Source organism: Mesorhizobium sp. BR-1-1-10, assembly GCF_020165595.1.
Lineage (GTDB): Bacteria > Pseudomonadota > Alphaproteobacteria > Rhizobiales > Rhizobiaceae > Mesorhizobium > Mesorhizobium australicum.
Window position 1 is genome coordinate 19,658 of sequence record NZ_JAIUIL010000010.1, and the last position, 17,625, is coordinate 37,282.

Genomic DNA, 17,625 nt, shown 5'->3' on the forward strand with positions numbered 1-17,625 from the left:
TTCATTGCTGGAGCAGATCGCGAATGGCCGCCAATCAGCAAGGCCGCGCATCCTGGTTTACGGATTTCACGTCAGTCCTCGCCTTGGCGCTGTTCGCAGTGATGTAAAAAAACGGAGGCACTGCCATGGTTCAGAGCGAACGCGCGAAAATGGCTGGTGGTGAATGGTATACGTGCCTGGATGACGATCTTGGCGCGTTTCGCGGCTTGGCCGCGGATGCGGTGTTCGAGCACAATACGCTGCCGCCTCGCCGACGCGGGAATCTCGGGCCGGCCCTGCGGACACTGCTGGGCGGCGTGGGCGAGGGTGCCCGCATCGAGGCGCCGTTCCATTGCGCCTACGGCTTCAACATCTTTCTCGGCGCCGGCACCTTCCTCAATGCCGGCTGCACCATTCTTGACACCGCGCCGGTGCGTATCGGCGAGGGGACGCTGCTTGGCCCCAATGTGCAGATCTATTGCGCCGAGCACCATAAGGAGGCGGCAAGGCGCCAGGCGGGGCTGGAGATCGCCAAGCCGGTCACGATCGGTGACAATGCCTGGATCGGCGGCAGCGCGGTCGTCCTTGGCGGCGTCAGCATCGGCGAGGGCGCCATCGTCGGCGCCGGGGCGGTGGTGACGCGCGACGTGGCGGCGCACACGACCGTGGTCGGCAACCCGGCGCGGGTGGTCAGGCGGGGCTGACACTACGCGGCGGGAACCTGATCGTCGCTTCAAAACCGTCCCGTCGGCCGGATGCCGGTGAGGTCAGGACAAGCGTCGCATCGATCTGCTGCAGGATTTTGGTGACGATCGCCAGTCCCAGGCCTGATCCTTCGGCACGCGTCCCACCGCGTTCGAACCGTTTGACCAGACCGCCGGGAGCTGACGCCACCGGACCTTGGTTGATCACGCTGAGCCGGGCATCGTCAGTGATGCGAACGACAACCTCGCCGCCCTCGGCGCCATGCCGCAAGGCGTTCTCGATGAGGTTGCGCAGGATAATGGCCAATGCATCCGTATCGATCGCGGCCAACGCCTTGCCTTGGTCGGACGCTTCAAGACGAAGCCGACCCCTGTTCTGGCCGTGCTGCTCGAAGTCGGCGACCACCAATGCGGCGACCGCGGCGAGATCGGCTGGCTTGCCGGCGATCGCTACTCCGGCGTCGGCGCGCGCCAGCTGCATCAGCTTTTCGGACAGGCCGGCGAGGTCGGACAGAGCCGCCTTGATCTGGCGCGGGCGTTTTCTTGCCGCCTCGTCGGATGTTTCCGCGATCAGGCGCTCCGTTTGTGCCAACGCCCCAGCGATTGGTGTGCGCAATTCATGCGCGGCGTTCGCCGTGAACTCCTTTTCAGCATCGAGCGCCATATGCAGGCGCCGCATCAGGCTGTTGACCGACTTGGCGATGGCGGCAAGTTCGGAGGGCAGGTCCTCGGTGCGGATCGGAGCAAGGTTGTCGCCGTGGCGGGCGCTGATTTCGCCGCGCAGTGTCGCGATCGGCCTCAGGAAACGCGTCAGGGTCAGCCACGCGACAAGTGCGCTCAACGGGATCAGAATGACCATCGGTATGAGGAAGCCGGTGGCGGCTTCGAGCGTTTCCTCATTGCGCCGTGAATCGAGCTCGGCGACCTGAATGAGTATTGTGCCGCTGACCGCAGGCTCGGTGTAGATGCGCCATCCGGCTGCCTCCGAGAAGCCCTGCGCGAGCTCAGCCGTGAGCGGCTCCGCGGGAGCGTCATGGGAATGCATGAGAACGCTGCCGCCGGCGTCCCGCACCTGGAAGATGAGGCGGCCGCCTTCGTCGTCCGAAACAGCCTCCCCCAGCCTGCGCGGCGATTGCGATGCCTCACGCCCGAACATATCGTCGATGACCAGCGGCAGCAGTCTGCGGGCTGCCTCCTGCATCGAATTGTCCATGGCTTCATTGATTTCGCGGTGCAGCGTGATGCTTCCGGTGCCAGCGGCGACCAGGCCAACAGCGACCGTGACGAGGATCAGCGACGACACGAGGCGACCGGCAAGGCTGCTGAAGACCTTCATGGGAGTGCAAGGCGGTAGCCCAACCCCCTCACGGTTGTAAGGACCTGGCGCCCGATCTTCTTGCGCAAGCGGCTGACATAGACTTCGACAGTGTTGCTTTCGATCTCCGCGCCGAAGGCATAGAGCGCCTCCTCGATCTGGTTCTTGCCGACTGTCATGCCGGGCCGGCGCAGGAACTGCTCCAGCACCGCCCATTCGCGCGATGTCAGCATGGCCTCCGTGCCGTCGATGGTAACGCGGCGCGCGGCCTGGTCGATTTCGACGGCTCCGAGCCGGATCAAAGGGTTGGGGTTTCCGGCATAGCGGCGCGCGACCGCGGCAAGGCGTGCGGACAACTCGCTGAGATCGAACGGCTTGACCAGATAGTCGTCCGCCCCGGAATTCAGCCCCGCTATGCGGTCTGAGAGCTGGTCGCGCGCGGTCAGGATGATGACCGGCGTATCGGTGCCCTCACGACGCAGCGTTTTAAGGAATTCGAGACCCTTGCCGTCGGGCAGATGCAGGTCAAGCAGGAGGAGCACATAGGAAACTACACGGAGGTGATCGCAGGCACCGCCAAGCGTCGTGCTCCAGTCCACGGCGTGGCCGTCGGCGGCGATATGATCGCGCACCGCTTCGCCCAGCACCGGATCATCTTCGATCAACAGAACGCGCACTTCGCCTCCGTGTCGCTGCAACACGCGCCTTCATGCGGCACGAGGCTGACAGGAAGCTGAATGAAAGCCAACTGAGGCTTTTGCACGATGCGATGCGTGTTCAGGCTGCTGTCAGGTTTCGCGGCCAAGGTCCTCGACATCGGAATTGGCCGATGGAGAAAATAAGATGAAGACCTTGATCCTGACCGCGCTGGTTATGGCTTTTGCCAGACCGGCCTTCGCCGCCGACAAATGCGATGTGCCGACCGGCCAGTGGCAGCCGCGCGAAGCCTTGCAGAAGAAGCTTGAAAGCGAAGGCTGGAAGGTTCGCAACATCAAGACGGAACAGGGCTGCTATGAAGCCAAGGCGCTTGACGCCAATGGCAAGAAGCTGGAAGCCGTCTTCAATCCCAAGACGCTGGAGTCGGTCGGTGCCGATTCCGATGACGGTTGACGGCCATGAACGCCACTGTTTCGACACGAGAAACCTCGGTCGAGTCGACACGAGAAACCTCGGTCGAGTCGACACGAGAGGCCTCGGTCGAGGTCTGGAGCCCCTACGTCCGCCTCTTTCACTGGTCGCTGGTCCTTTGCGTCGCGGTGGCGTGGCTTTCTTCAGGCGAAATCATGAAGGTGCATGAACTGGCCGGCTACAGTGCCGGGGTTCTGATTGCCTCGCGTTTGATCGCCGGTCTGGCGGGGTCGGGATACACGCGCTTCCGTCAGTTTGTGCGTGGACCGCGCGTGGTGAGTTCTTATCTCGCCGACGTGGCGCATGGCGATGAAAAACGCTATCTCGGCCACAACCCCGCCGGCGGTGCCATGATGCTGGCGCTTCTGGCTTGCGTGGCAGGAATTGCGCTCACCGGCTGGATGCAGACCACCGATGCCTGGTGGGGCGTGGCCTGGGTCGAGGATACGCACAAGATCCTGGGCAATGGTGTACTGGTGCTGATTGGACTTCATGTCGGCGGCGTGCTGCTCGCCAGTCTGCGTCATCATGAAAATCTGGTTCGCGCCATGATCACCGGCCGTAAACGCGCGGCCTCGCCGCAAGACGTTGGCTGACCGCGGAGAGCGGAAATGCAAGGGCACCGCAGCGACGCGACGCCCTTGCCGTTCGATCACGATGACAGGGCCAGCGCCACCCGTCCGTCCTGATCGACCCGTCTGGAAAACTCGCGCCGATATTGCGCGGGTGATGTCCTTAGCCGCGCGGCGAAATGTTGGCGCAAGGAAGTTGCGCTGCCGAAGCCGGCCTCGAAGGCGACCATGTCCACCGGCTTGTCCGTCGTCTCCAGCAGCCTCTGCGCCAGCGCGACGCGCTGGTCGGCCAGCCAGTCGCCGAAGCTGGTACCTGTCGTCTTCTGGAAACGGCGGGTAAAGGTGCGGCGGGTGAGACCGGCGGCGTCGGCGACGCTATCGAGACCGTGCGGTTCGCCTGATGTCGCGCGCACCTTGTCGAGAGCCTGGGTAAAGCGGTCGGCGGTCGGGCTCGGCGCTACCGGGCGTTCGATGAACTGCGCCTGTCCGCCCTGCCGGTGCGGTGAAAGCACGATGTGCCGGGCGAGCCGCAGTGCCGCCTCGGCGCCATAGCGGGCGCGCACGATGTGCAGGCAGCAGTCGAGCCCGGCGGCGACGCCGGCGGAGGTGATGATGTCGCCGCCGTCAACGTAGAGCACGTCCGCATCGACCGAAATGTCGGGATGGAGAGCCTGCAACTGATCCGTATAGGCCCAATGCGTGGTCGCCTTCCGTCCCGAAAGCAGGCCGACGGCGGCGAGGGCAAAGGTGCCGAGGCAGAGGCCCACGATCAGCGCGCCGCGCCGGTGGGCGCGGCCGAGCGCTTCCTCGAGCGGTTTTGCCACAGGCGCTCCGAGATCCTTCCAGCTCGGGATGATGACGATATCGGCGTCTTCGAGCGCGGCAAGCCCGTGCGGGACCAGGATGCTCAATCCGGCGTCGGTCTCGATCAGCCCTTCCTCCACGCCGCAGACGCGGAAGTCGAAGCGCGGCAGGCCGAGCCTGGTGCGGTCGGCGCCGAACACCAGGCACGGCACGGAGAGATGGAACGGACTGATGCCGGCGAAGGCGAGGACGGCGATGATGGGAGCGGTCATGGGGCGTTTCCAGTGTGAAGGAGGATTGTCCCAATTCTTTCGTATGATGTCAATCGGGCCACTGTTGGCGCCTCGGTCAGCAGGCTATCTTCGGTCCATCGCATTCAAGCCTGAAAGGAAATATCATGTCTGCCCCAGCCAACACCGCGCCGCGCCGCGCGCTGATCGTCGTCGACGTCCAGAATGACTATGACGGCGGCAACCTGGCTATCCAGCATCCGCCATTCCGCGACAGCGTCGTCAACGTGACGCGTGCCATGGATGCCGCATCGGCAGCAGGCATCAAGGTCGTGGTCGTCAAGCAGATGGCGCCCGAGACGTCGCCGATCTTCGCCCGGGGCAGCCATGGCGGCGAACTGCATCCCGAGATCGCCAGGCGCGGCCGCGACCATTATGTCGAGAAGAACTTGCCAAGCGCCTTCACCGGTACCGACCTCGAGGACTGGTTGCGCGCCAACGCCATCGATACGATCGCGGTCGTCGGCTACATGACGCATAATTGCGACCTGTCGACCATCATCCATGCCGTGCATATGGGCTTCGCGGTCGAGTTCCTGTCCGACGCGACCGGTTCGGTGCCTTACGCCAACAGCGCCGGTTACGCCTCGGCCGAGGAGATCCATCGCGTGGTGAGCATCATCCTTCAGTCGCGCTTCGCCGCGGTGCTCAAGACCGCCGAATGGATCGACTGCCTGGAGACCGGCGCGCTGCCGGAACGCGACACGATCCATGCGTCCAACCAGCGGGCGCTGTCGCGCAGCGCCGCGTAGGACGATCCGCAAACGAGAAGGGCGCCGCGGCGATGCGGCGCCCTTCTTGTTCTTGTCAAGATGAAGATCAGAACAGGCCTTCGATCTGGCCGGCCTCGTTGAGGAAGATCTTTTCCGACGACGGCTTGCTCGGCAGGCCAGGCATGGTCATGACCTCGCCGCAGATGATGACGACGAAGCCGGCGCCGGCGGACAGCCTGACCTCGCGCACCGGCACGGTGTGGCCGGTCGGCGCGCCGCGCAGGTTCGGGTCGGTCGAGAACGAGTACTGTGTCTTGGCCATGCAGACCGGAAGGTTGCCGTAACCAGCATCCTCCCAGGCCTTCAACTGGTCGCGCACCGATTTGTCGGCGATGGCTTCCGAGCCGCGATAGATGCGCTGAACGATGGTGTTTATTTTCTCGAACAGCGGCATGGAGTCGGGATAGAGTGGCGCGAACTGCGAGGCGCCGGATTCGGCGAGCGCCACCACCTTGTTGGCAAGCTCCTCGATGCCGGCGGAGCCGTTGGCCCAGTGCTTGCACAGGATCGCTTCCTCGCCCATCGAGGCGACGTAGTCCTTGAGCGCCTGGATCTCGGCGTCGGTGTCGGAATAGAAGTGGTTGATGGCAACGACCGCCGGGACGCCGAACTGCCTGATGTTCTCGATGTGGCGTCCAAGGTTCGGGCAGCCCTTCCTGACGGCTTCGACATTCTCCTTGCCAAGGTCTTCCTTCTTGACGCCGCCATTCATCTTCATGGCGCGCACGGTGGCGACGATGACGGTGGCGGCCGGCTTCAGCCCGGCCTTGCGGCACTTGATGTCGAAGAACTTTTCGGCACCCAGATCAGCACCAAAACCGGCTTCGGTGACGACGTAGTCGGCAAGCTTGAGCGCCGTTGTGGTGGCGACGACCGAATTGCAGCCATGCGCGATGTTGGCGAACGGGCCGCCATGCACGAAGGCCGGGTTGTTCTCCAGCGTCTGCACCAGATTGGGCTGCATGGCGTCCTTGAGCAGGACGGCCATGGCGCCATCGGCCTTGAGGTCGCGGGCATAGACCGCCGACTTGTCGCGGCGATAGGCGACGATGATGTCGCCGAGGCGCTTTTCCAGGTCCTTCAGGTCGGTGGCGAGGCACAGGATGGCCATTACTTCCGAGGCGACGGTGATGTCGAAGCCGGCTTCGCGCGGAAAGCCGTTGGCGACGCCGCCGAGCGAGCAGATGATCTCGCGCAGCGCCCGGTCGTTCATGTCCATGACGCGGCGCCACACCACGCGGCGGGTGTCGATGCCGAGTTCATTGCCCCAGTAGATGTGGTTGTCGATCAGGGCCGACAAAAGGTTGTGCGCCGTGGTGATGGCGTGGAAGTCGCCGGTGAAGTGGAGGTTCATGTCCTCCATCGGCACGACCTGCGCGTAACCGCCGCCGGCGGCACCGCCCTTGACGCCGAAATTCGGGCCGAGCGAGGCTTCGCGGATGCAGACGATCGCCTTCTTGCCGACGCGGTTGAGGCCATCACCGAGGCCGACGGTGGTGGTGGTCTTGCCCTCGCCGGCCGGGGTCGGGTTGATGGCGGTGACCAGGATCAGCTTGCCGTCCTTGTTGCCCTTCACCGACTTGATGAACTCGGCCGAAATCTTGGCCTTGTCGTGGCCGTAGGGCAGCAGATGTTCGGTCGGGATGCCGATCTTCTGGCCGATCTCCTGGATCTGCTTTTTCCTGGCGCCACGCGCGATCTCGATGTCGGACTTCACTTCGGCCATGACGGCGTTCCTCTGGATTGGACGGTGGAGGGGACGGGGTTGATCTTACTCGCAAGAAGGCTGGAGCCGGACGCGCGGGGCATCTAACCCTGTCGCTGCGGCGGCGTCAACTTTCATGCAACTATGTTTCCTATAGAGAAAATTCCTCTGCGGCGGGCCGACCTATTCCCGGTTCTTTATGGCTCCGCTTGCCGCGCCGTATAGAAGCCAGAGCAGGGGCGCTTCCGCCGTCTCAAAACAGCCGCACAATGCACGGAATGCGACAGACGCGACGACGCAAATCCGCCATCGCGAGTGTTGCCGTGGGACAGCGCTACTGCGTCAGCACGTTGCTGATTTCAACCATGTTCGAGCGCACCCGAAGCACGTAGAAGCCCATCGTCGTCAGATGGGTGGGCAGCAGCCAGCCGTCCTCGCGGCCATTGGCGATGATGAAGGGCTGGATGCGCAGGGCCGACACGAACTGCGCGTCCATCGTATCCCACAGGCTCTGCAGGTGCTTTTCCTTGATGACGTCCTCGAAGTCGGCCTGGGCGCCCTTCATCAGGCCGTAATAGGCATAGAGCTGGCCATAGGCGAACCAGTAGCGGTCGTCGGCGCGGGTGTCGAACCAGCCATTGTTGTGGTTCTCGGCACGCTCCTTGAGGATGGCGGAGGTCGAGCCGATGTCACTGGCGATGCGATCGATATACTGCTTCAGATTGTCGGCGCGGGCATCGAAAGTGGCCTGGCAGGTGGCGAGCCGGGCATTGAACGAACGCAGCTTGCGCACGGCGTCGCGATAGTAGCTCGGCGTCGGTGTCTTCGGTCCAAACGGGCTCACGCCGAAATACCAGGTATACTCGTCGAACTGCAGATTGCCACGCGCGTCCTGCAGGTCGGCATCGATCTGCGAGGTGGTGCGCACGCGGCCGAGATTGTCGGCAAGCTCGGTCGCCGTGCGTCGCACCGCCTGGTTGATGCCGCGCTGGAAAGAGGCCTTGTTGTCCATCCACGGGGTGTTGTCCCAGTCGATGCCGAACAGGCCGAGCTTGTAGAGGATCATCGACGAGATCCAGGCATTCTGGTTGACGTTGAAGTCAGTCAGGTCCGCCGCCACCTGGGCGATGCCGGAGTTGCCGCAAGTCTTGGCCGTGTCGGTGCCGGCGCCGGCGGCCACCTGTTCACCGGCGGAAACGTTGCGCTTCTCGAACGTATAGGTGTCCGGGTAGTTCGGGTTGAACCTGTTCCACCACTGGGTGGCGTAGAAGAAGTTGGCGTAAAGGCCGATCAGCACCAGCAAGGCTAGGCCGACGACGGCCTTCAGGATCCCGCCGCGCTGCGTGTACCAGCGGCCGGCCCACAAGAAGGGCCACAGGATCACGCCGATCAGAAGGCCGATGCCGCGGCCGATCCACTGGAACAGCTTGACGAAGAAGTTCACGATCGGGTCGAGCATGGCTGTATCACCCCCTCAGCACGATGCCAAAAAGTTGCAGACTTTTTGGATAACATCATGCACCAAAACAACAAGTTAGAACGGAATGACGGTTCATATCGTTCTAGTCGGTCAGGCCGTAGAGGCGTGTGCGAAACGCCACCTTTTCCTTCAAATATGTGGTTTTCAGAACGTCCACAACATGCGATCGCCAAGCGTCGCTGAAGCCGTCATAGTCCTTGTAGAAGCCGTCCTTGTTGAAGATGTAGCGCGACACGAAGTCCGACGGCACGAAATCCGAGATCAGCCGGTTGGTCAGCCAGGCGTCGGGATGATCAGGCTTGGCGCGGACCACCAGGAAGCGCTGCTGCGGGAAGACGTCCTCGATCTTGAGGTGGCCGAACTGGGCGATCTCGCGCTTGGCGGCGTTGAGGAAGGGAAAATTGCCGTCCCTGGTGATCAGGTCGGCATGGCCCTGGATCCAGGTCTGCAGCCAGACCTTGTCGACGTCGGTCAAATTGCGGTTCGGCTCGGCGTCGCGGATCAGCGCGCGCACGACCATTTCAGCGCGGTGCTCGAGATAGCCCGAGGTTTCGATCCAGGAGGCGCGCGGCAATTCGATGCGCCCGGTGGCGGCCAGGAATTTGAACACCTTGTCGGCGTCCTTGATGGAGAGATAGCTCACCTGCCAGGGCCGCGAGCGGCGGAAACCTGGAGCCGCCGGATCGCTGATCACCGTCGTCATGTCGGGATCGACGAAGACGTAGAGGCCGCCGAAATGGCTGGTCCAGTAGGCGTTGTGGCGGAAGATCACCTGGTCGGGCACCAGCGCGTTCTCCCTGATGTCGCCGCAGACCTTGGCGAGTTCCACCATGCGGGTCAGCATGGCATTGTCGCGCCAGGCGTCGGGCTCCTGCTTCAGCCGGTCGACGAGCTTGCCGAGCTCGGCCGCCTTGCCCAGCACGTCCTCGGCCGACAGCACCTTGAACTCGACCTGGCTGATCGACAGCAGGTCCTCGATGTCGTTGACCTTGGGAACGGAATCCTCCATCTCGCCGTAGATCACGTCCTTGATGGTCAGCGCGTCTATGGCGCGCTGGTTCCTGGACATGAATTCGAACATCAGCTGCGAGGTGTTCGAGAAGGCCGTGTGCACCACCGGCAGGTCGATCTGCGACGGCGTCAGGATGATGAAGCGGCGGTTGACCTCGTTGGGATCCAGATAATCGTAGTCGCCACACTCCTCGGCCACTTCGGGCGAAAAGCCGGTGCGGTCGATCTGGAAACTCTTCAGCTTTGTCGGCTTGAGACCGAAAGCCGCCAGCGCCTTGTTGTAGCGCTGGATGAGATGCGGCTCGTCGACCGTGAGCAGCCGGCCGTAGATGAGTTCGTTGTCGCGCAGGAGATCGGGTTTTTTGCTCATCTTGCCTTCTCCCCGTTCACGGGGAGAAGGTGCCCGAAGGGCGGATGAGGGGCGGCGCAAACGCTCATCATCTCGTCTCCAAGATTGAAGGCAGAAACTTCGCGTCGATGCCAATCATCTTCTTGTTCAGCCGACCATCCACGGCCGCAACGATGGTCTCCAATACGCTCTTTCGGCCGCTCAAAACATCAGCGTGCCAAATCCTCAATACCGACCAACCATTAGCGTTCATCGTTTCGTCCCTGTAGCGATCCCGGGATCCACCTGCATGCTGGCTGCCATCGACCTCCACGACCAGATTAGCCTCACGACAGGCAAAGTCGGCGAAATAGGGCCCGATGGGCAGTTGGCGAATGAATTTGTGGCCATTCAATCGTTGCCCACGCAGTTCATGCCAGAGCTTTTCCTCGGCATCGTTCTCGATTTTCCGAAGCTCGCGGGCTCTTGCCACCTTGGGCTCGTTTCCACCACGCATGGCGCTGCCCCTCATCCGCCCTTCGGGCACCTTCTCCCCGTGAACGGGGAGAAGGAAGAAGAGCTCGCCTCACGCATTCCACAGACCCTTCTTCTTCATCTCCTCCATCTCACGCGCCGCGCGTTCGCGCAGCCTTGCGTCGCGCAGCAGCTTCTCCACCGCGGCATCGTCGGATTTGTCGGAATAGCGGAACTCGGAATCGGCGTAGCGGTTGATCTCCTGCATGACCATGTCCAGCGAGAACGGCCCGCGCAATTCCTCGATCATCGCTTTCTTGGCGTCGTAGCTCTTGTGCATGAAGGCTTCCGGCTTTTCGAACCAGTCGTCGGGAAGCTCGATGTCCATGGCACGCATCTTGATGGCGTCGGTGACGTTCTTGATGGCGCGGCCGGTGAAGCGCGGCTCGGCGTCCTTGATCAGGTGCAGGTAGGTGCCGATGTCGGCCATGGTCTTGGGCGCGCCATTTTCCTTCATATAGCGCTCGTAGACCCGCACCAGTCCGTCCTCCCGCGGCTTTTCATGCTCTTCATAGGCTTCGGTCACGGCGCGCTGGATCTCCTGCGCGGCGTAGAGTTCGTGCTTGCCCAGGGGGATTTCGTGGTTCTTGCCGGCGAGCAGCACGAAAATGTCGATATAGTCGTCTCGGGTCTGCGGCCCGTCGACCAGCCAGCGGGCGCCGGCGCGCTGGCGCAGCGCATCGTCGACATTTTCGGGATAGTTGGAAAACATGCCGAACGAGCAATTGCCACGCACCACGGTGGCAGCACCGGCGAAGGCGTCCATCAGCACGCCGGTGATCTCCTGCTGGCCGGCCGATGCGCGGTCGTCGGAACGGCGGGCGGCCACCTGGTCGATGTCGTCGATGGTGCCGAAGCCGATGACGCGCGGGTTCAACACATTGTTGATGAACTGGCGGCAGTTCTGGCCAGACTTGCCTTGGTAGGACGAAATCTGGTCGACGCCGAAATTTTCATAGGCAAAGGGGTAGCCGGCGACCTGGCAATAGCCGTTGACGAGGCCGGCGATCATCTGGATCAGTGTCGTCTTGCCGGTACCGGGCGCGCCGTCGCCGATGAAGGTGAACAGGAAGCCGCCGAGCTCGACGAACGGGTTCAGTTCACGCTCGAAATCATAGGCCATCAGCATCTTGGCGAGCTTGACCGACTGGTATTTGGCGATGTGGTTGCCGACGACCTCTTCCGGTTTCTTGAAGGTCATCACCAGCGGCTTGGAGCGCTTGCCGGGCGCGACGTCGAAGCCGTCGAGGGTGAAGTCGTCGGCGTCGATGCGGATATGGGCGTTCTCGAACGGGCCGATGCCGTCGAAGCGGCTTTTGCGCGCCAAAAGCCCGTCGATGGCGACGCGGGCGAAGGCGCGCGCCCTGGTCGTCAGGTCGCCGTCGTCCGTCGAGCCCGCTATCGCCTTGTCGAGGCCGGCCAGGATCGATTTCACGGCATCCTGGGGCGTGTCGAACAGGAAGTCCGGCTCGGGGATATCGTTCGGCGCCTCGCCGTCGCCGTCGATGAGCTGGAACAGATACGAGGCGAGGCTGAAGGCCGAGATATAGGCCGAAGCCGACAGCAGTTTCTTGAAGGTGGACGCCTCGTCGCCTTCGAGCGGCGCGCGGGTGTTCCTGGCCTGCAGGCTTTCGAGATCAGAGCCTTCGGCGAAGACGTCCGATACCGCCAGCGCGATCGCCGTGCCGCGCCGGGCGCGAAAGAGCAGCGTGTGCTGCGGGATGGTCAGCAACTGGTCGTCGGGATGAACGGCGCCGACCGTCTTCGACAGCTCGACCTCGCGGGTGCGGCGCACCGAACCGACCGAGACGGTGGAGACGAAGCGGCGGTTGGTGCCGGCCAATGCCGTACCGGATTCGCGCGATGGATCCTCCAGCACGACGATGCGGGTGATGAAGCTCTGCGCGGTGGCGCGGTGTTTTTCGATAGCCGCTTCCGGGATGGTGGTCAGGCCGGTGTCCATGAAGGGTGCTCCGCGGTGTGACGGTCAGACGTCTGAGATGACCTGCCCATTCGACAGGATGTGAACCTTGTAGCCGCCAAAGATCTTCTGTGCTTCGCCGGCCGCGTAAAGCGCCTGGTAGGCTTCGTGCGGGATCAGCGCGTGGTTTTCGTAGCTCGACACGCCCTGGCGGGCGGCTTCCAGGTCGTCGGTGTTGATGAAGAATTCCTGCGTCGTCTTCTCGCTGGAGAACAGGCCCTTGCGGCCGGGCTTCTCGCCCTTGGAATAGACTTCCTGGATGGTCCAGGTCAAAAGCCAGGCATTTTCGGGCTTGCGCACCTTGGCCAGCACTTCCGTCACCGTCGAATTGTTGTCGGTGATGCCTGCCGAGTAGAAGGGGCCAAGCACCACCCGCCTCAGCTGCTTGGGGTGCAATGGCTCGAAATCCTTGTCGAGATTGACCGCGATGGTCGCCGGCGACAGCGTATAGGCTGAATTCTTCTCGGTGAAATCGTCGAAGCGGTGGGCAAGCTCGGGGTTGAGCAGGCCGTCGACGGGCAGCGGAATGTCGACCTTGTCGTTGAGCTTGCCGCTCCGGTCGACAAGCTGGCGGACCATGCTTTCCGAGGAATCCTCCACTGTCACCATGTAGACCAGAGGCAGGTTGGCGCTGCCGTCGAAGCTTGCCCAGTGGACGAGGTAATAAGGCCGCGCCGTCTTCGGATTGACCGACACCTTGGCCGTCTGCGCCAGCGTGAACGGACCGAAGGTCTGCTCGCTCTTGACGTCTTCGAGATAGAGCCGCTCGGCCATCGATTTCTGCAGCGCCTCGGGAAACTCCTTGTGGCGCAGGATGAAGTCGGCCATCTCCTCGCGCAGCTCGCCGGCCTGGGGGATGTTGGCGAGCCGCGCGTCGGCCTGCAGGCGGTCGTTTTCCAGTTCAAGCAGGTTCTGGAACACCGGGTAGCCGCTCTCGGCGCGCGAAATGCGGAACGTGTCCATGAAGCCCAGCCGGTTGCGCCAGCAGGAAAAGGACTTGTCGAGCCGAGCGATGTACTCGGCAACGATCTTGGCGACGATGCCGTGTCGGTAAAGCGGCGAGCGGTCGTCGCGCATGAACACTTCAAGGCCGCTGAGCGCGGCCGTGATTGCCGAGAAATACCGCGCTGCGGCGTCGTTTTCGGGGGTCATGCTGTCAGTCCTGGGATTGTCGCACCGATGCGCGCGGCAATTATGACTGCACGTAGTTGGCCGAATTGTGCTTCTTCAGCACCTCGTCGAAGCGGCGGGCAAAGGCATCGTCGGCCAGCTTCTTGCGGCGCTGGATGTCGGCGCTGGCGACCATGTTCTTCTCGTGCATCTCTAAGAGATCGCCGATGTGCTTCTGCGAGGCGGCGCCGATGCCGGCCATGGTTTCCTCGGCCGTGTTGTCGACCTGGCTGCCCAGCGTGTTGATCTTGTGGGCGACGTCCTGCTGGGCGGCGGTCTTCAGCGAGTCCTCGAGCGCCTTGTAGAGCACGATGCGCTGTTCGGTATCGATGGTCAGCTTGTTGATCAGCGTCGACTGCGCGGCGATCTGGTTGTTGAGCGAATCGACGAAGGTCTGGAACATCGAAGTATAGCGCTCCAGCGTCTGGCTTTCGGCCAGCAGCTCCTGCTCCTTCGCCTGCTTTTCATTGTATTCGGTGGCGAGCTTGGAACGCTCGCCCTCGAGCTGCGTGCGGTCTTTCTGGCTGGTCGAGGCGGCGATCCTGTTTTCGATGTCGAGCAGCATCGGATTGAGCTCCTCGATGCGCTTCTGCACGGTTTCGAGGTTGGTCATGGTGATCTTGCGGCGCTCGATAACCTGCGACAGGCTGGCCTCGGAGGTCTTGTAGCGCTGGTCGAGAATTTCCTTCTGCGCCTTCAATATGCCGACGATGGTATCGGACTTGGCCAGCAGCTCCTGCAGGTTGCCGGCGAGCGACATGTTGCGGACGCGATCGGTGCGCATGCGCTGCTTGCGCTGTGCCGAAAAAACGCCGACGAAGTTTTCCCAGCCGGTATAGTTCTTCATGCTCTCGAACTCGGCGCCGAAGACGTTGGTGGCGTCCTCCAGCCCGATGATCAGGTCGGCGATGTTGCCTTCCATCACCTTCTGCTGCTTCAGTACATCCTCAATGCGGGCGTTCTCGATGTCGAAATTGGCGTCGCCGATCTTCTTGTCGGCGGTTGCGAGCGTGTCGAGCACGGTGCCGGATTGCTCGATCTTGGTGCGCATGTCCTGGACGACCTGCTTGGTCTTGGCAATTTCGGCATCGAAATTCTGCAATGTCGCCATAGGGGCCTCCCGCTTCGGCTTCCGCTCGCTGGTTGCGAACAGCGGCGAATATATGTGGGGTATCAGGGGATTGAAAGACATGAAGACAGTGCACGGCGCGAAAACAAATATCCAGCCGAAACCCTTGAAAGCCAATGGAGCCGTGGTCATGGCGTGATCAACTGGCAGGCCAAGCCTTGTTCAGCTGGTTTTGAACTTTCATGCCAGCAAAGCAATCAATCCACGCGGAAGCGAATGGCTCCTAAACTCGACAACAACTGGCCATTTGCAGCCCCACACGGCGGCACAAGTCGGCCCGTCCGACGACGAACGGCGTCTGCTCAGGGTTTGGGGTCGGCCTTCAGATAGGCGATGACGTTGGCGATGTCGTCGTCATTGCTGAGGCCGCCAAAGGCCATCCTGTTGCCGGGCACCTTCAGCTTGGGCGATCTGAGGTATTCGGCAAGATTTGCCTCGTCCCAGACGAGGCCGGCAGCACCCGCGCTCTTCATGGCGTCCGAATAATGGCCGAGGAAGCTTTCGGCGGTTCCCGCCTTGCGGCCGACGACGCCCATCAGATGCGGGCCGACCTTGTCGCGGTCGGTCGCCGCCTCATGGCAGGCCATGCATCGGTTGAAAACATGTTTGCCCAGCACAGGATCGCCCCCGGCCCGGGCGGTAACGGAGGTGGCAAGCAAAAGAAGGCTGGCGGACAAGGCGGCTCGAAGCATGGCTGACCCCGGGAGGCTCTGGCTGAGGGTGGGAAAATAGGGCGCTGGCCTTAACAAAGGCACCATAGAACGGCGCGGCCGACAAGAGGTGGCAGCCAGCTACCCACGCCGACGCCCCAGCGAGCCACATTCAGCGGCTGATAAAGCCGATGAAGTCGTCAGGTGCCGCGCGGCCCATTTCCTCTTCCCAATGCCGGCGGCAGAGCGAGACGTAGACGTCCTTGCCGATCGCCACCTGTTCGCCCTGCCTGGCCACCTTGCCGTCGGGACCGAGGCGCACGACCATTGTCGCCTTGCGGCCGCAGCGGCAGATGGTGCGCACTTCGCGCAGATCGTCGGCGATCGCCAGCAGCGCCCGCGAGCCGGGAAACAGCTTTCCCTGGAAATCGGTGCGCAGGCCATAGCACATGACCGGGATGTTGAGCCGGTCGGCGATGCGGGCAAGCTGCCAGACCTGCTCCTCCTCCAGGAACTGCGCCTCGTCGACAAAGACGCAATGCACCGCCGTGTGCTGGTGATGCTCGGCGACGCGGGCGAACAGGTCGTCGCCGTCGCGGAACATCTCGGCTTCCGTTTCCAGCCCGATGCGCGACGAGATCAGGCCGGTGTCACCCTTGCGGTAGTGGCCGGCGACGAACAGCATCGTCGTCATGCCGCGCTCGCGGTAATTGTACGACGCCTGCAACAGCATGGTCGTCTTGCCGGCATTCATCGTCGCGTAGTGGAAGTAAAGCTTGGCCATGCCGCTCTTTTAAGCCGACTTGCCACGCCTCGGGGAGGGGCAGGCGCCGCATTCCCCTGAAAAAGCCGCCATTGCCGAGGCAGATTGCGCTTGGGCTCGGCGCGGAAAGCGTCAGCTGTGTCGCTGATGGGCCAGCCAGCGCCGTTGATCGTGATTGTCTTAGCGCTTGAAACCACTCCAGAATGGTGTTTGGCTGACGAAACAAGGCGGGCACAAAAACCGTAACTTCGCTTCGCCAAAGAATCGAAATGGGAGAATACAGATGTCGCGCATGAATTCCTTCGTCGCCGGCCTGGGCCTGGCGGCTTTCCTGTCCACGAGCGCCGCCTTCGCCGGCGATCCGGCAAGCTGCAAGGCGGTTCGCCTCTCCGATGTCGGCTGGACCGACATCCAGGCCACCACCGGGCTGGCCTCGGTGCTGCTCACCGCGCTCGGCTACGAGCCGCAGGTGATCCAGCTCTCGGTTCCGGTGACCTATGCGTCGCTGAAGAACAAGGACCTCGACGTCTTCCTCGGCAACTGGATGCCGTCGATGACCAATGACATCAAGGATTATACGGCCGACGGTTCGGTCGAGACCGTCAGCCAGAACCTGGCCGGCGCCGGTTACGGCATCGTCGTGCCGACCTATGTCGCGGATGCCGGCGTCAAGTCGCTGACCGACCTCGGCAAGTTCAAGGACAAGTTCAACGGCAAGATCTACGGCATCGAGGCCGGCAATGACGGCAATCGCATCATCCTCGACATGATCAAGAACCCGAAGGACAATCTCGACGGGTTCGAGTTGGTCGAATCCTCGGAGGCCGGCATGCTGACGCAGGCCGAGCAGTCGATGAAGAGCAATGAGTGGATCGCCTTCCTCGGCTGGACGCCGCATCCGGTGATGGGCGCCATGAAGATCACCTATCTCGACGGCATGGGCGACAGCGGTTTCGGCGCGGCCACCGTCTCGACCAATGTGCGCAAGGGCTACATGACCGAGTGCCCGAATGTCGGCAAGTTCATCGCCAACCTGAAGTTCAATCTGGATATGGAAGGCCAGATGATGGACGCCATCCTGAAGGGCAGCGATGCCAACAAGGTGGCAACCGACTGGTTGAAGAAAAACCCGGATGCGGTCAAGCCGTGGATCGCCGGCGTGACCACCTTCGACGGCGGCGACGCTGCGGCGGCGGTCAAGACCGCGCTCGGAAGCTGAGCCGACTTTGATTTCGGCGTGACCGAAACAGAGGGCAGTCTTTGTGGAAAAGGCTGCCCTTTTTCGTATCCTGTGACAAGATGACGTCGC

The 17,625-nt window shown here is 62.5% G+C and carries 17 protein-coding genes; 5 read left to right on the forward strand and 12 right to left on the reverse strand.

Features of this window, described 5'->3' with window-relative positions; all coding sequences use genetic code 11:
* The first annotated feature begins 125 nt into the window (after nucleotides 1–125).
* Nucleotides 126–683 carry a sugar O-acetyltransferase gene (locus LB555_RS21375; RefSeq protein WP_224683689.1) on the forward strand — a complete coding sequence of 186 codons (558 nt, stop codon included), beginning with the start codon at nucleotides 126–128 and terminating at the stop codon, nucleotides 681–683.
* On the opposite strand, the gene LB555_RS21380 is transcribed toward LB555_RS21375, so the two are convergent.
* Together LB555_RS21380 and LB555_RS21385 are read right to left on the reverse strand one after the other, a co-directional pair.
* A complete protein-coding gene (locus LB555_RS21380) occupies nucleotides 670–2,019 on the reverse strand; it encodes an ATP-binding protein (RefSeq protein ID WP_224683690.1) in 1,350 nt (449 codons plus the stop codon). The two genes, LB555_RS21375 and LB555_RS21380, sit on opposite strands and share 14 nt — an antisense overlap.
* Nucleotides 2,016–2,675 (reverse strand): response regulator, encoded by a 660-nt coding sequence (locus LB555_RS21385; protein WP_140665149.1) that lies wholly within the window; start codon nucleotides 2,673–2,675, stop codon nucleotides 2,016–2,018. The genes LB555_RS21380 and LB555_RS21385 overlap by 4 nt, the downstream gene beginning before the upstream one ends.
* A gap of 166 nt (nucleotides 2,676–2,841) precedes the next feature.
* Here LB555_RS21385 and LB555_RS21390 point away from each other — a divergent pair, with 166 nt between their 5' ends.
* Nucleotides 2,842–3,108, forward strand: a complete 267-nt coding sequence (locus tag LB555_RS21390; protein ID WP_224683691.1) for a PepSY domain-containing protein — start codon at nucleotides 2,842–2,844, stop codon at nucleotides 3,106–3,108.
* Nucleotides 3,109–3,113: 5 nt separating this feature from the next.
* The gene (locus LB555_RS21395; RefSeq protein WP_224683692.1) at nucleotides 3,114–3,722 is read left to right on the forward strand and encodes a cytochrome b/b6 domain-containing protein; all 609 of its coding nucleotides are present in this window, start codon (nucleotides 3,114–3,116) and stop codon (nucleotides 3,720–3,722) included.
* Nucleotides 3,723–3,778: 56 nt separating this feature from the next.
* Here LB555_RS21395 and LB555_RS21400 read toward each other — a convergent pair whose 3' ends face one another.
* A complete protein-coding gene (locus LB555_RS21400) occupies nucleotides 3,779–4,774 on the reverse strand; it encodes a helix-turn-helix domain-containing protein (protein ID WP_224683693.1) in 996 nt (331 codons plus the stop codon).
* Between the two features lie 125 nt (nucleotides 4,775–4,899).
* Between LB555_RS21400 and LB555_RS21405 the strand changes: the two genes are divergently transcribed.
* A complete protein-coding gene (locus LB555_RS21405) occupies nucleotides 4,900–5,544 on the forward strand; it encodes a cysteine hydrolase family protein (RefSeq protein WP_140721653.1) in 645 nt (214 codons plus the stop codon).
* Between the two features lie 67 nt (nucleotides 5,545–5,611).
* Here LB555_RS21405 and LB555_RS21410 read toward each other — a convergent pair whose 3' ends face one another.
* From LB555_RS21410 to LB555_RS21450, 9 genes are all read right to left on the reverse strand, one after another.
* A complete protein-coding gene (locus LB555_RS21410) occupies nucleotides 5,612–7,291 on the reverse strand; it encodes a formate--tetrahydrofolate ligase (protein ID WP_015316036.1) in 1,680 nt (559 codons plus the stop codon).
* Between the two features lie 313 nt (nucleotides 7,292–7,604).
* Nucleotides 7,605–8,729, reverse strand: a complete 1,125-nt coding sequence (locus LB555_RS21415; RefSeq protein WP_224683694.1) for a DUF2333 family protein — start codon at nucleotides 8,727–8,729, stop codon at nucleotides 7,605–7,607.
* A gap of 103 nt (nucleotides 8,730–8,832) precedes the next feature.
* Complete coding sequence (locus LB555_RS21420) at nucleotides 8,833–10,131, reverse strand: DUF6638 family protein (protein ID WP_015316038.1); 1,299 nt, start codon at nucleotides 10,129–10,131, stop codon at nucleotides 8,833–8,835.
* 67 nt (nucleotides 10,132–10,198) lie between these two features.
* A complete protein-coding gene (locus LB555_RS21425) occupies nucleotides 10,199–10,606 on the reverse strand; it encodes an endonuclease domain-containing protein (protein ID WP_224683695.1) in 408 nt (135 codons plus the stop codon).
* A 69-nt stretch (nucleotides 10,607–10,675) separates the two neighbouring features.
* Nucleotides 10,676–12,586 carry an AAA family ATPase gene (locus LB555_RS21430; RefSeq protein WP_224683696.1) on the reverse strand — a complete coding sequence of 637 codons (1,911 nt, stop codon included), beginning with the start codon at nucleotides 12,584–12,586 and terminating at the stop codon, nucleotides 10,676–10,678.
* 24 nt (nucleotides 12,587–12,610) lie between these two features.
* Entirely contained in the window at nucleotides 12,611–13,756 is a 1,146-nt protein-coding gene (locus tag LB555_RS21435; RefSeq protein ID WP_140721661.1) for a hypothetical protein, read from the reverse strand.
* A 40-nt stretch (nucleotides 13,757–13,796) separates the two neighbouring features.
* Nucleotides 13,797–14,885 (reverse strand): hypothetical protein, encoded by a 1,089-nt coding sequence (locus tag LB555_RS21440; RefSeq protein WP_140665129.1) that lies wholly within the window; start codon nucleotides 14,883–14,885, stop codon nucleotides 13,797–13,799.
* 320 nt (nucleotides 14,886–15,205) lie between these two features.
* Nucleotides 15,206–15,595, reverse strand: a complete 390-nt coding sequence (locus tag LB555_RS21445; protein WP_224683697.1) for a c-type cytochrome — start codon at nucleotides 15,593–15,595, stop codon at nucleotides 15,206–15,208.
* Between the two features lie 130 nt (nucleotides 15,596–15,725).
* Nucleotides 15,726–16,337, reverse strand: coding sequence for a thymidine kinase (locus LB555_RS21450; RefSeq protein WP_140665126.1), 612 nt, complete (start codon nucleotides 16,335–16,337; stop codon nucleotides 15,726–15,728).
* A gap of 262 nt (nucleotides 16,338–16,599) precedes the next feature.
* On the opposite strand from LB555_RS21450, the gene LB555_RS21455 reads away from it, so the two are divergent.
* Nucleotides 16,600–17,535, forward strand: a complete 936-nt coding sequence (locus LB555_RS21455) for a choline ABC transporter substrate-binding protein (protein WP_023781406.1) — start codon at nucleotides 16,600–16,602, stop codon at nucleotides 17,533–17,535.
* The last annotated feature ends 90 nt before the right edge of the window (nucleotides 17,536–17,625 follow it).